The sequence below is a fragment of the Kitasatospora sp. NPDC056181 genome (genome assembly GCF_042266225.1).
GTDB lineage: Bacteria > Actinomycetota > Actinomycetes > Streptomycetales > Streptomycetaceae > Kitasatospora.
Map to the genome: position 1 here is coordinate 149,588 of NZ_JBHJUK010000003.1, position 13,935 is coordinate 163,522.

General features: G+C 73.4%; 10 protein-coding genes. 8 read left to right on the forward strand and 2 right to left on the reverse strand.

What is annotated here, in order from left to right; genetic code table 11:
• Positions 1-246 precede the first annotated feature (246 nt).
• Positions 247-858, forward strand: coding sequence for a Uma2 family endonuclease (locus tag ACFC1F_RS02885; RefSeq protein WP_376155187.1), 612 nt, complete (start codon positions 247-249; stop codon positions 856-858).
• Here ACFC1F_RS02885 and ACFC1F_RS02890 read toward each other — a convergent pair.
• A complete protein-coding gene (locus tag ACFC1F_RS02890; RefSeq protein ID WP_209415562.1) occupies positions 836-1,513 on the reverse strand; it encodes a LuxR family transcriptional regulator in 678 nt (225 codons plus the stop codon). The two genes, ACFC1F_RS02885 and ACFC1F_RS02890, sit on opposite strands and share 23 nt — an antisense overlap.
• A gap of 57 nt (positions 1,514-1,570) precedes the next feature.
• Between ACFC1F_RS02890 and ACFC1F_RS02895 the strand changes: the two genes are divergently transcribed.
• Positions 1,571-2,470 carry an aldo/keto reductase gene (locus ACFC1F_RS02895; RefSeq protein ID WP_376155189.1) on the forward strand — a complete coding sequence of 300 codons (900 nt, stop codon included), beginning with the start codon at positions 1,571-1,573 and terminating at the stop codon, positions 2,468-2,470.
• 112 nt (positions 2,471-2,582) lie between these two features.
• A complete protein-coding gene (locus ACFC1F_RS02900; RefSeq protein ID WP_376155191.1) occupies positions 2,583-3,956 on the forward strand; it encodes an oxygenase MpaB family protein in 1,374 nt (457 codons plus the stop codon).
• 84 nt (positions 3,957-4,040) lie between these two features.
• Here the strand turns inward: ACFC1F_RS02900 and ACFC1F_RS02905 are convergent, their stop codons facing one another.
• Positions 4,041-4,856 (reverse strand): nucleotidyltransferase domain-containing protein, encoded by an 816-nt coding sequence (locus tag ACFC1F_RS02905; RefSeq protein WP_209415588.1) that lies wholly within the window; start codon positions 4,854-4,856, stop codon positions 4,041-4,043.
• Between the two features lie 156 nt (positions 4,857-5,012).
• Here ACFC1F_RS02905 and ACFC1F_RS02910 point away from each other — a divergent pair, with 156 nt between their 5' ends.
• The 5 genes from ACFC1F_RS02910 to ACFC1F_RS02930 all read left to right on the forward strand — a co-directional run bounded on the left by ACFC1F_RS02910 (position 5,013) and on the right by ACFC1F_RS02930 (position 13,766).
• Complete coding sequence (locus tag ACFC1F_RS02910; RefSeq protein ID WP_148643729.1) at positions 5,013-5,396, forward strand: VOC family protein; 384 nt, start codon at positions 5,013-5,015, stop codon at positions 5,394-5,396.
• 306 nt (positions 5,397-5,702) lie between these two features.
• Positions 5,703-7,247: a cytochrome ubiquinol oxidase subunit I gene (locus ACFC1F_RS02915; protein WP_376155194.1), complete on the forward strand. Its 1,545-nt coding sequence runs from the start codon at positions 5,703-5,705 to the stop codon at positions 7,245-7,247.
• Between the two features lie 52 nt (positions 7,248-7,299).
• Positions 7,300-8,325 carry a cytochrome d ubiquinol oxidase subunit II gene (gene cydB, locus ACFC1F_RS02920; protein ID WP_376155196.1) on the forward strand — a complete coding sequence of 342 codons (1,026 nt, stop codon included), beginning with the start codon at positions 7,300-7,302 and terminating at the stop codon, positions 8,323-8,325.
• A 4-nt stretch (positions 8,326-8,329) separates the two neighbouring features.
• A complete protein-coding gene (gene cydD / locus ACFC1F_RS02925; protein WP_376155198.1) occupies positions 8,330-11,863 on the forward strand; it encodes a thiol reductant ABC exporter subunit CydD in 3,534 nt (1,177 codons plus the stop codon).
• Positions 11,864-11,936: 73 nt separating this feature from the next.
• Complete coding sequence (locus ACFC1F_RS02930) at positions 11,937-13,766, forward strand: GAF domain-containing protein (RefSeq protein WP_376155200.1); 1,830 nt, start codon at positions 11,937-11,939, stop codon at positions 13,764-13,766.
• Positions 13,767-13,935: the final 169 nt, after the last annotated feature.

The following is a 13,935-nucleotide window of genomic DNA, read 5'->3' on the forward strand; positions in this document are numbered from 1 at the left end:
CCCCTCTGCCGTGTGACTCCCCAACCACACCGTTCCGGGCGGGGTGGGGTTGCCGCCCGCTAATACACGGGGTGGGGTGCGGCGGTCCCCCCCCCCCCCCCCACGGCGTTGCAACGTCGGCAAACCACCTGATCGGGTGAACTCTTACTCTTTGCCAGTTTGGCTGGCCGGTCGCATGCGACCGTACGGCTGCGGCTTGGTGCAACTGACGCGAGCCGACCACACTGGACGGGAAGAGGTGTCTCAATGACCGCGCTCGTAGCCGAGGAGACCGTCGTGGACCTGGACCAGGCGCTGTGGCAGGTGTGGAAGGCGATGGACGTTCCGGAGGGCTTCCGGGCGGAGATCATTGAGGGGGCCATCGAGATGTCACCCACTGGCGGGCACCGCCATTTCAGCGTCAATCGACGGTTGAGCCGCGCACTGGACCGGCACTTGACCGGTAGCGGACTCGGGCCGGCCCAGGACGGCAACGTGATCGCCGGCCTCAAGGTGCTGGTCCCGGACGTCTTCGTGGCGCCCGACGACGCCGACGAGATCGAGCACCCCGAGGCCCTTGGCGTGCTCGCCTCCGGTGTCGCCCTGGTGGTCGAGACGGTCTCCCCCGGCAGCGAGGCCCGCCGCCGCGACCTCGTGCTCAAGCACCGCGCCTACGCGGCGGCGGGAATCCCCGTGTACGTCATCATCGACGACTACGACGACGGCGGCGCCGTCACCGTCCTCACCGGCCCCGACACCGAGCGCGGCGCGTACGCCTGCTCGGCCCGGACGCCGTACGGCGAGGAGGCCGTGATCCCGGAGGGGCCGGCGAAGGGGTTCGTGATCGGTCCGGGGGTCACCGGCGGTCGTCGGGGCTGACGCCCTCCCCTGCCAGGCCCTGGGCCAGCAGCCCCGCCTGGAAGCGGGAGGTGGCGCCGAGGGCGGTCATGACCTCGGCGACGCGGCGGCGGTAGGTGCGCAGCGAGAGGCCGAGCAGGCGGGCTCCGGTCTCGTCGGTGTGGCCGGCGGCGAGGGTGCGCAGGATGTGCCGGGCCTGCTCGCTGAGGTCCGGTGGGGCGGCGCAGTCGGCGAGGTCGGTGGCGGTCTCCCAGGTGGCGCGGAACAGCGAGCGGACGCCGTCGACGACCTCCGGCGAGTGCACCACGGTGTACGTCCGGACGCCGCGCACCGGGGCGCCGGCCAGGATCGCGGTGCGCCGGTCGATGATGATCGCCTCGCGGGCCAGTGGTCCGTCGCAGATCCGGACCTCGATGCCGGAGGCGGAGATCCGCAGCAGCCGCCGCACCGACTCCGGGTCGGCCATCGCCCGCCGGGTGTACAGCTTGCGCATGGTGAGGCCGGGGACGACGTGCGGCCGCTTGCCCTCGCGGAAGGCGGCGTTGACGCCGGGGGACCAGGTCACCAGGTCGGCGGCCGCGACCAGGAACTCCTCGCGGGAGCCGACGAAGAGGTGGCCGGCGAGCCGGACGAGCTCCTCCTCGCCGTGCAGGGTGATGATCGGATCGGTACTCATGGCAGCAAGCTGCCAGATCGGACGGCGGGTTGGCGAGCGCGCCGGAGGCTTGATGCCATGACGACCTCACCTCATGTCACCGCGTCCGGTTCCCTGCTCCTCGGCGGCGACCTGCCGGTGTCCCGGATGGGCTTCGGCGCGATGAAGCTGCCCATGCGGGACTGGCAGGGCCCGGCCTGCGATCCCGAGCAGAGCCGTGCCGTGCTGCGCCGGGCGGTCGAGCTCGGCATTGACCACATTGACACCGCGTGGTTCTACTTCTTCCGGGACGTCTTCGCCAACACGCTGATCCGGGAGGCCCTGTACCCGTACCCGGAGAACCTGGTGATCGCCACCAAGGTCGGCCCGGGCCGCGAGCCCGACGGCACCTGGATGAACCCGGCCGGCCCGGCGGAGCTGCGCGAGGCCGTCCACCGCAACCTGCGGGAGCTGGGCGTGGACCGACTCGACCTGGTGTACCTGCGGCGGATGCCCACCCAGTCGTCGATCTCCGCGCCCTTCGAGGCCCTGGCCGCGATGCGCGAGGAGGGACTGATCCGGCACCTCGGCGTCAGCAACGTCAACGCGGCGCAGCTCGCCGAGGCGGAGGCGATCGCGCCGGTGGTCGCGGTGCAGAACAAGTTCAGCGTCCTGGACACCGAGCACGGCGACGGGATGCTGGCGGACTGCGAGGCCCGGGGCATCGGCTTCGTCCCGTTCTTCCCGCTCGGCGGCACCGGCGTGCCCGACCACCCGGCGCTCCGGCGGGTCGCCGAGCGGCACGGGGCCACCCGGGCCCAGGTGATGCTGGCCTGGCTGCTCGCCGTCTCACCGGCGGTCCTGGCCATCCCGGGCACCTCCTCGCCGGCCCACCTGGACGAGAACGTGGCCGCGGCCTCGCTGCGCCTGGGGCCGGAGGACCTCGCGGAGTTGGGTGCGCTGGCCCAGGGGCTCGCTGCCGCCTCCCAGGGGCAGTAGGTACATCAGGGGCGGTAGGTAAATCCGTCTAATTCTGGGGGAGTTTTCCCGTCGGCCCAGCGGGAAGGCCGCCGCCGACGGGGAATCCGCAGAACGACGAAGGGCCGTTCCGATGCCGCTGCCGCCGCCCGGGCCGGGCGTTTCCTTCCGGCGCGATCTCAGTGAGTGGCGGGTCGCGCTCGTGGCCTGGCGGCTGCTGGTCCTCCAGGCCTCCCACCCGGTGGTCTCGGCGGGGATGACCGAGCACTCCACCTACCGCGGCCACCCCTGGCGGCGGGTCGAGCACACCATGGGCAGCGGCCAACAGCTGTTCCAGGCCGACGAGGAGGCGCTGCACCGCGAGGTCGGGCGGCTCGACCGCGCCCACCGGCGGATCCGCGGCACCACCCCGGACGGCCGGCCGTACGACTCCCACGACCCGGCCACCCGGGCCTGGGTGCTCCTCACCCTCTTCGAATCCGTCGTCGCCATGCGCGAGTTGAGCGGGGATCCGTACACCGCGACCGAACTGGAATCGGTGTACGGGGAGTTCACCGCGGTCGTCGCCGCGTTCCGGCTTCCCGAGGGCGCCCTGCCGCGCACGGCGGCCGAACTCCCCGGCTACATCCGCACGATGGCGCGCGAGCAGCTGGAGTTCACCGACCAGGCGCGCCACCTGCTGTACGAGATGCTGCACGAGGCGCCCTGCCCGCGGCGGCTGCACTGGCTCGGGCCGGCCGGCTGGCGGCTGCTGCGGGCGGTCGCCGCCCGGGTCGTCACCACCCTCACCGTCGCCGACCTCCCGGCCGTCTACCGCGAGCGCTTCGGCCTGGTCCGCACCCGCCGCGCGGCGCTGCTCTCCCGGCTGCTGCACCACGGCGGCCGGGCACTGATGACCAGGCTGCCCGAGCAGCGCCGCTACCGCTTCCGGCGGCCGGTCGTGCCGCCCCGGCGCCGCCCGCCCCGGGAGGACACCCGGCCGCCCCGACTGGACCGGTTCTTCGACCAGGTCCTCGACCAGACGGGCGACGGCTACGTCACCGCACACGACCTCCAGGCCATGGCGCACAACGTCTGCTGGCAGTTGGAGCTCACCGAGGAGGCCGAGGACCGCGTCCGCGCCGCCTTCGAGGACTGGTGGGGGCAGCTCCGCGCGACCATGGACACCGACGGCGACGGGCGGATCGACCGGGCCGAGTTCGTCGCCGCGACCCTGGCCGGCTGCGACCGCGACCCCGACTACCTCGAACGCGGCCTGCTGCCCGCCCTGCGTGCCGTCTTCGCCGCCGCCGACACCGACGGCAGCGGCACCCTCGACGCCGACGAGTACCGGGCGGTGTTCGGCGGGCGGCGTGTGCACCCCGCCGAACTCTCCCACGGGTTCCGGCAGTTGGACGTGGACGGGGACGGTGTCATCACCGAGGTGGAGTTCCTCCGCGGGTTCACCGAGTACTTCACCGCCCGCGGCCCCTCGACCGCCGGAACGCATCTGCTCGGGCGGCCCTGACCGCGGCCGCCCACGCCCGCCGCCGTCGCCCGCCGCCGTCGCCGCCCACCGCCTACCGCCTGCCGTCGCCGCCTGCCGCCCCCGCTACGCCGATGCCGAGGCGCGGAGCGCGGCGACGGTCTCGGCGACCAGGGTGCGGGCGTCCGCGACGGTGGCCGCCAGCTCCTCCCGGGTGTCCCCCGGTGCGGCGAGCAGCCGGCGGGCGCGCGGCCCGAAGCCGGCCGGGGCGGCCGGCAGGCCCGCGGCGACGTCGAAGGCGCCCTTCTCGTTGAGGCACCAGCGGCGGGCGTCGGCGTGCAGGGCCTGGACGAGGATGCCGACGGCGCGCGAGAGGCAGAGCGCGACGTACAGCGTGTCCGCCCGGGCCGCGCCCTTGGCGGCTCCGGCGAGCAGGAACTCCGCCTCCCAGGTGCTCGCCGTCAGCGCGGCCCGCAGGGGTTCGGGATAGTCGGCCAGCGCGGTCCGGAGCGAGGAGAGCTCGCCGTCCGGGTCGGCCAGGATGCGGCCGAGCGCCAACTCGCCCGGGTAGCAGGGCGACCAGAACCCCAGCGGGTGTCCGGCCTGCATGCCGACCTCGTAGCGGCCGGCCCGGCAGTCCGCCCAGACCCGTCCGACCCGGTCGAGGTCGCGCAGGATCCAGTCCACCGCCACCCCGTCGATCTCCAGCCAGGCCCCGCCGTTGACCCACGGCCCCCATTCGCCGGGGCCGGCCACCTCGAAGCGGGGGCCGGCGAGCTCGCGCAGGGCGTCGAGGTCGAGGGCGCCGCGGTAGTAGACGCCGAGGTCCCAGTCGGACTCCGGCCGGTGCTCCCCGCGGGCCCGGCTGCCGCCCAGCGCCACCCCGACGACGCCCGGTACCCCGGCCAGCCGCCCGGCCATCGACTCGATGATCGTCTGCATCGTCCGCATGGAGAGGGAGTCTGGCACAGGCCGGAAAACAGCCTTGCGGGGGAGCCGGGGGGCGGTTCTAGGATCGGGGTACGGCATCGCGTGTCGGTCACCGTCCGGGTGAGGCATGGAGGTAGCCCGTGAGTGCCTTACGGAGGCATTCGAACCATGGCAGTCCAGTTCAACCACACGATCGTCCACGCCCGGGACAACCGGGAGTCCGCCGAGTTCCTGGCGGGAGTCCTCGGCCTTGAGGTCGGGGCCCAGTGGGGGCCGTTCGTCCCGGTGGCCACGGACAACGGCGTCACCCTCGACTTCGCGACGGTTCCGGCGGAGTCGATCGTCCTGCAGCACTACGCGTTCCTCGTCTCGGACGAGGAGTTCGACGCGGCCTTCGCCCGGATCGAGGCGGACGGCATTGCCTACTACGCCGACCCGCACATGAAGCTGCCCGGCGAGATCAACCACCACCACGGCGGCCGGGGGCTGTACTTCCTCGACCCGGCCGGCCACGGGCTGGAGATCATCACCCGCCCGTACGGCAGCCACTAGGCCGAAGCGGACGGTCCGGCGCCTGTCAAGCGCCGGACCGTCCAAGATCATCACCGCACTCGCCCGGCCCGCTCGTTGTGGCGGCCCCGGACGACTTCGCAGACTGTGCGCACGGCATCGCCGCCGGTCAAACCCACCCCGCCTGCAAATCACTCGTAAGCATGATGGATACTGGCCCTTGTGAACGTGTTCACGTTCACAAGCGGACAAGCTTGCGCCGTTGAGCAGTGGTCTACGGCTATAGATGACGTTTGTGAAGTTTGTCCGGAACGTGACCTGTGACAGGTCGGTTGGAGAGAGGGCGACGTGGAACTGGCAATCGCTCACGAGACCATCGCGCGATGGCAATTCGGCATCACCACCGTCTACCACTTCCTCTTCGTCCCGCTCACCATCAGCCTGGCCGCGATAGTCGCCGGGCTGGAGACCGCCTGGGTGCGGACGAACAAGGAGAAGTACTTCCACGCCACCAAGTTCTGGGGGAAGCTCTTCCTGATCAACATCGCGATGGGCGTGGTCACCGGCATCGTCCAGGAGTTCCAGTTCGGCATGAACTGGTCGGACTACTCCCGGTTCGTCGGTGACGTCTTCGGCGCCCCGCTCGCGATGGAGGCGCTGATCGCCTTCTTCTTCGAGTCGACCTTCATCGGGCTCTGGATCTTCGGCTGGGACAAGCTGCCGAAGAAGCTGCACTGCGCCTGCATGTGGATGGTCTCGCTCGGCACCGTGCTCTCCGCCTACTTCATCCTGGCCGCCAACTCCTGGATGCAGCACCCGACCGGGTACACGATCGACCCGGCCACCGGCAAGGCGCAGCTCACCGACATCGCACGGGTGCTGTTCCAGGACACCACCGTCACCGTCGTGCTGCACACCCTGACCGCGGCCTTCCTCACCGGCGCGGCCTTCATGGTCGGCATCGCCTCGTTCCACCTCTGGAAGGCCAAGCGCCGGCCCGAGACCGCCGATGCCAGGAAGACCGCCGTGATGCGGACCTCGCTGCGCCTCGGTCTCGTCCTCGCCGTCGTCTTCGGCCTCGGCACCGCGCTCAGCGGCGACTCGCTCGCCAAGGTGATGTTCCGCCAGCAGCCGATGAAGATGGCCGCCGCCGAGGCCCTCTGGGACACGCAGGCGCCGGCGCCCTTCTCGGTCTTCGCGGTCGGCGACGTCGGCAAGGGCCACAACTCGGTGGAGCTGGAGATCCCGGGGATACTCTCCTTCCTCGCCAACAGCGACTTCAGCTCGTCCGTCCCCGGCATCAACGACACGGCCAACGCCGAGGCCGCCAAGTACGGCGGTAACCCGAAGGACTACATCCCGAGCATCTTCGTCACCTACTGGGGCTTCCGCCTCATGATCGGCTTCGGGATGACCTCCTTCGTGGCCGGCCTGGTCGGGCTCTGGACCACCAGGAAGCGGTTCCTCCTGGCACCGGAGTTCCGCACCGGCGAGACCGAGGTGCCCAGGCTGATGCTCACCCCCAAGCGGGAGCTGGGCCCGTTCCTCACCAAGTGGAGCTGGCGGATCGGCATCCTCACCATGGGGTTCCCGCTGATCGCCAACAGCTTCGGCTGGATCTTCACCGAGATGGGCCGCCAGCCGTGGGCCGTCTTCGGGCTGATGACGACCGCGAGCGCCGTCTCGCCGAACGTCGGCGTCGGCATGCAGATCGGCGCCCTGACCACCTTCACCGTGCTCTACGCGATCCTCGCCGTGATCGAGGTCCGGCTGCTGGTCAAGTACGCGAAGGCCGGCCCGGTCACCTCCGAGCAGCCGCCCGCCGAGGACCCGTCGCTGCGCGGCCCGTCCCGGGACGACGACGCCGACAAGCCGCTCGCCTTCGCCTACTGACGCCCGCTGAGGACCACTGAGGACTACTGAGGATCGATAGGACCGATTGACCATGGAACTCCACGACGTCTGGTTCGTCCTGATCGCCGTCCTGTGGACCGGCTACTTCTTCCTTGAGGGCTTCGACTTCGGCATCGGCATCCTGACCAAGCCGCTGGCCCGCAACACCGCCGAGCGGCGCGTCCTGATCAACACCATCGGCCCGGTCTGGGACGGCAACGAGGTCTGGCTGCTGACCGCCGGCGGCGCCACCTTCGCGGCCTTCCCGGACTGGTACGCCACGCTGTTCAGCGGCTTCTACGTCCCGCTGCTGGTCATCCTGGTCTGCCTGATCGTCCGCGGCGTCGCCTTCGAGTACCGGGCCAAGCGGCCGGAGCCGCGCTGGCAGCGGAACTGGGAGGAGGCCATCTTCTGGACCTCGCTGCTCCCGGCCTTCCTCTGGGGCGTGGCCTTCGCCAACATCGTCCGCGGCGTCGACATCGACGCGCAGAAGAACTACGTCGGCACCCTCTGGGACCTCCTCAACCCGTACGCCCTCCTCGGCGGCCTGGTGACGCTCAGCCTCTTCACCTTCCACGGCGCGCTGTTCGCCGCGCTCAAGACGGTCGGCGGGATCCGGGACCGGGCCCGGGCCATGGCCCTGCGGCTCGGCCTGGTGACGGCGGCGCTGGCGTCGGCCTTCCTGGTCTGGACCCAGGCCGACAGCGGCAACGGCTGGAGCCTGGCCGCGCTGGTGGTCGCGGTGCTGGCCCTGGCCGGCGCGCTGGTCGCCAACGGGCTGGCCCGCGAGGGCTGGGCGTTCGTCCTCTCCGGGGCGACCGTGGTGGCCGCGGTCGCGATGCTCTTCCTGTCGCTCTTCCCGGACGTGATGCCGTCCACCCTGAACGCCGACTGGAGCCTGACCGTCACCAACGCGGCCTCCTCGCCGTACACGCTGAAGCTGATGACCATCGTGGCCGCCGTCTTCACCCCGCTCGTGCTGCTCTACCAGGGCTGGACGTACTGGGTGTTCCGCCGGCGCATCGGCGTCCAGCACATCCCCGGGCACGACCCGGCCGCCGCCCTCGACCAGGCCTGACGCCATGAAGCCGGTCGACCCCCGCCTGCTCGCACACGCCCGCACCACCCGTGCCTTCCTCGCCGGATCGGTGGTCCTCGGCGCGGTGGGCGCGGCCCTGGTGGTCGCCCAGGCGGGCCTGATCGCCGAGATCGTGGTCCGCGCCTTCCAGCAGCGGGCCACGCTCGGCGAGCTGACCACCCCGCTGGTGCTGCTGGCGCTCACCGCGGTCGGGCGGGGGCTGGTCGGCTGGCTCACCGAGCTCACCGCGCACCGGTCCGTCGCCCGGGTGAAGTCCACCCTGCGGCGCCGGCTGCTCGACCACGCCACCGCGCTCGGCCCCGCCTACCTGGCGGGCCGGCGCACCGGCGAGCTCACCACCCTCGCCACCCGCGGCATCGACGCGCTCGACGACTACTTCGCCCGCTACCTGCCGCAGCTGGCGCTCGCCGTGGTCGTCCCGGTGATCGTGCTGCTGCGGATCGCCGGGGTCGACCTCGCCTCGGCCGCGATCATCGCCGGGACGCTGCCGCTGATCCCGCTCTTCATGGTGCTGATCGGCATGGCGACCCAGGCCCGGATGGACCGCCAGTGGGCCACCCTGTCCCGGCTCTCGCACCACTTCCTGGACGTGGTCGCCGGGCTGCCCACCCTCAAGGTGTTCAACCGGGCCCGCGCCCAGGCCGCCGGCATCGCCCGAATCACCGCCGACTACCGCCGGGCCACCCTGCGCACCCTGCGGATCGCCTTCATCTCCTCCTTCGCACTGGAGCTGCTCTCCACCCTCTCGGTGGCGCTGGTCGCGGTCTCCATCGGCTTCCGGCTGGTGGACGGCACGCTCGACCTGGAGACCGGGCTGCTGATCCTGATCCTGGCCCCCGAGGTGTACTTCCCGATCCGCCAGGTCGGCGCGCTGTACCACTCCAGCGTCGAGGGCCTCACCGCGGCCGACGAGCTCTTCCAGGTGCTGGAGACGCCGCTCCCGGCGGCGGGAACCGTCACCGCGCCCGCCCTCGGCGGCGCCGTGATCGCCTGCGAGGCCCTGACCGTGCGCCACCCCGGCCGGACGGCCCCCGCGCTGGACGGCGCCGCCCTGACGCTCCGGCCGGGGGAGACCACCGCGCTCACCGGACCGAGCGGGGCCGGGAAGTCCACCCTGCTCGCCGTCCTGCTCGGACTCACCGCACCCGCCGCCGGCACCGTCACGGTCACCGCCGCCGACGGGCGGGCGTACGACCTGGCCGGGCTGGAGCCGGAGAGCTGGCGCCGCCAGATCGCCTGGGTGCCGCAGCACCCGCACCTGTTCGCCGGCACCGTCGCCGACAACCTGCGGCTCTACCGGCCGGACGCCGGGGAGGACGAGCTGCGGACGGCGCTGCGGGCCGCGCACGCGCTCGACTTCGTGCAGCGGCTGCCGCAGGGGCTCGCCACCCGGCTGGGCGAGGACGGCGCCGGACTGTCGGCCGGCCAGCGGCAGCGGCTGGCGCTCGCCCGGGTGCTGCTCGCCGAGGACCGGCCGCTGGTGCTGCTGGACGAGCCGACCGCCCACCTCGACGGCGAGTCGGAGGCCGCCGTGGTGGACGCCGTCCGGGCCCTGGCCGCCGACCCGGCACGCACCGTGCTGCTGGTCGCCCACCGGCCGGCGCTGCTGGCGGCCGCCGACCGGCGGGTCCGGCTGGCCGGGCCGGCGGTGCCCGCCGGGCCCCGGCCGCCGGTGCCCGCGCACAGCGGCCGGCCGGTGCCGGTCGCGGACGACGGCGGGGCGGACGGCGCGGAGGGGACCGGGACGGAGCCGGTGAAGCCCCGGCTGGCGCTCTCCGTGCTGCTCGGCGCACTCGCCCTCGGCTGCGCCGTCGCGCTGATGGCCACCTCCGGCTACCTGATCTCCCGCGCCTCCGAGATGCCGCCCGTCCTCTACCTGATGATGGCCGTCACCTCGGTGCGCGCCTTCGGCATCGGCCGGAGCGTCTTCCGCTACGCCGAGCGGCTGGTCTCGCACGACGCCGTGCTGCGCACCCTGGGCACGCTCCGGGCCGCCGTCCACCGCCGGCTGACCGTGCTCGCCCCGGCCGGGCTGCCCGCCTTCCGGCGCGGCGACCTGCTCTCCCGGCTGGTCGCCGACGTCGACGCGATCCAGGACCACTACCTGCGCTGGCGGCTGCCGGCCGCCGTCGCCGCCGTGGTGTCGCTGGCCGCCACCGTCGCGATGGCCGCCTTCCTGCCGGCCGCCGGTCTGGTGCTCGGCCTCGGACTGCTGCTGGCCGGGGCCGTGGTCCCGGAGCTGGCCGCCCGCTGGTCGGCCGGCGCCGAGCAACGGCAGGCACCGGCCCGCGGGCGGCTGTCCACCGCCGTGGTCGACGCCCTCACCGGGACCGCCGAGCTGACCGTCGCCGGTGCGCTGCCCGGCCGGCTGGCCGCCGTCCGCTCCGCCGACGCCGCGCTGACCGGTCTCGCCGCCCGCTCGGCCGCCACCACGGCGCTCGGCACCGGGCTGATCGCGCTGCTCACCGGGCTGACCGTGGCCGGCGCCGCCGCCGTCGGCATCCAGGGCGTGCAGGGCGGCGCGCTGGCGCCGGTCTGCCTGGCGGTGGTGGTGCTGACCCCGCTGGCCGCCTTCGAGGCCGTCACCGGGATGCCGCTCGCCGTGCAGGCCAGGCGGCGCAGCAGGGCCGCCGCGGCCCGGCTGGCCGAGGTGCTGGACGCGCCCGCCGTGGTCGCCGAGCCGGAGCACCCCGCCGCCCTGCCCGACCGGCCGCTGCCGGTCGCGGTGCGCGGGCTGACCGTCCGGCACCCCGGGCAGACGGTGGACGCGCTGGCCGGCGTCGACCTCGACCTCGCGCCCGGCCGCCGGATCGCCGTGGTCGGCCCGTCCGGCTCCGGCAAGACCACGCTGGCCCACACGCTGTTGCGGTTCCTGGACCAGACGGCGGGCAGCGTCACGCTCGCCGCAGGCTGTCCACAGGCTGTGGACAGCCGGGAGCTGGCGGGGGACGACGTCCGCCGGGTGATCGGGCTCTGCGCCCAGGACGCCCACGTCTTCGACAGCTCGCTCCGGGAGAACCTGCGCCTCGCCCGGCCCGCCGCCACCGAGGACGAACTGCGCGCGGCGCTGGCCGCCGCCCGGCTGCTCGACTGGACCGACACCCTCCCGGCCGGACTCGACACCATGGTCGGCGAGCACGGCGCGCGGCTCTCCGGCGGCCAGCGCCAGCGGCTCGCGCTCGCCCGAGCGCTGCTGGCCGACTTCCCGGTGCTGGTCCTGGACGAGCCCGCCGAGCACCTCGACCTGCCCACCGCCGACGCGCTCACCGCCGACCTGCTGGCCGCCACGGCCGGCCGGACCACCGTGCTGATCACCCACCGGCTGGCCGGCCTGGACGACACCACCGTCGACGAGGTGCTGGTGCTGGACGGGGGCCGGGTGGCCGAGCGCGGCACCTGGTCGGAGCTGGTGGCCCTGCCCGGCGGCCGGCTGCGGGCGATGCGGGAGCGCGAGCTGGAGGCGGACGGGCTGCTGGAGGCCGGCGGGCCGCTGGAGGAGAGCCTGGCCGGGCGCTGACGGATCGCGCCGCCCTTCGGCAGAAAGTCGCGCGACCCTTCGGCAGAAAACCGTACAAACTACGCTCGTCACCATGGACCCCACGCCAGACCTGCCCAACGCCGCCGCGTCCCGCCCGGCACCGGCCCCGGGGCCGGACCCGACACCCCACCGGGTGCCCGAGATCTCCTCGCTCGGGCTGGACACCCTGGTCACCGAGGTGGCGGAACGTCTCCAGTCGGCCGCCGCCGTCACCGACCGGATGCAGCGGCTGCTGGAGGCCGTGGTCTCGGTCGGCTCCGGCCTCGACCTGCACGCCACGCTGCACCGGATCGCCACCGGCGCCGCCGAACTGGTCGACGCCCGGTACGCGGCGCTCGGGGTGATCGCGCCCGGCGGCCACGGCCTGGCGGACTTCATCCACGTCGGGATCGACGACGCGACCGCCGCCGAGATCGGCGAACTGCCGGCCGGCCGCGGCATCCTCGGCGCGCTGATCGACCGGCCCGAGCCGCTGCGCCTCACCGACCTCGGCGCCGACCCGCGCTCCTCCGGGTTCCCGTCGCACCACCCGAGGATGCGGACCTTCCTCGGCGAGCCGATCCGGATCCGGGACGAGGTGTTCGGCAACCTCTACCTCACCGAGAAGAAGGGCGGCGGCGCGTTCACCCCCGAGGACGAGCAGGTCGTGCACGCGCTCGCCGCGGCGGCGGGCGTCGCGATCGAGAACTCCCGGCTCTACGAGGAGGGCCTGCGCCGTGAGCGGTGGATCGCGGGCGCGGCCGCCGTCACCACCGCCCTGCTCTCCACCGACGAGGCGCAGGTCGCGCTGACCGTCGCGGCCGAGCAGGTCCGGGAGCTCGCGGACGCCGCGCTCGGCATGATCCTGCTGCCGACCGAGGACGGCGACGACGGGCAGATGCGGGTGGCCCACGCCTCCGGCGAGGTCGCCGAGTTCGTCCGCGGCGAGCTGCTGCCGAAGGACAGCTTCGCCTCCCGGCTCCTCCGGGGCGAGAGCGTCTACCTGGACGACATGTCCAGCGACCCGACCGTGGTGATGCGGCTGGCGCGCAACTTCGGCCCGTCGATGGCGGTGCCGATGGTCGCGGCCGGCCGGGTGCTGGGCGGGCTCTGCGTCTGGCGCCCGCGCGGTGCGCTGCCGTTCACCGAGGCGGAGAAGCAGCTCGCCGAGACCTTCGCCTCGCAGGCCGCGCTCGCCCTGCGGCTCGCCGAGGGCCAGCGGGACCAGCAGCGGCTCGCCGTCTTCCAGGACCGCGACCGGATCGCCCGCGACCTCCACGACCTGGTGATCCAGCGGCTGTTCGCCACCGGGATGATGCTGGAGAGCGCCGCCCGGCGGGCCGTCGTCCCCGAGGTCAGAACCGGCATCGGCAAAGCGGTGGACGAGTTGGACGCCACCATCCAGGAGGTCCGCACCACCATCTACGCGCTCCAGCACGACAACCACGGCGACGCGCCGGACACCCTGCGGACCAGGGTGCTGCGCGAGGGCAGCCAGGCCGCGGCGGCGCTCGGGTTCAAGCCCTCGGTGACCTTCACCGGCCCGGTGGAGAGCCTGGTCGGCGAGAAGACCGGCCGTCAACTGCTGGCGGCCCTGCGGGAGATGCTCTCCAACACGGCCCGGCATGCCCGGGCCTCGCGGGTCGGCGTGGAGGTCGACGCGACCGTGCACCTGGACGACGAGGGGCACCCGGTGAGCGGCGATCCGGAGTCGCTGGACCGTGCCGGGCGGCCCGGGGTGCTGCTCACCGTCACCGACGACGGCGTCGGCATCCCGGCCGGCGGCCGGCGCAGCGGCCTGCGCAACCTCACCCGGCGGGCCGAGGTGCTCGGCGGGGACGCCTGGCACGAGCCCGGACCGTACGGGAAGGGGACGATGGTCCGCTGGACGGCCCGGCTCTAGGAACCGCCGCCCGCGGGCGACGGGCCTGGGAGCGGGGCGGTCTGCGGGACCTGCCGTGGACCTGCCGCGGGCCTGCCGTGGGGTGTCCCGGGGGTGGCTCGCCTTCGAACGGGCTGTGCGCGAGAGGGGGGCGAGACGGGCAGTTGGTGTGCAGTCGGTGAAAGTTTAA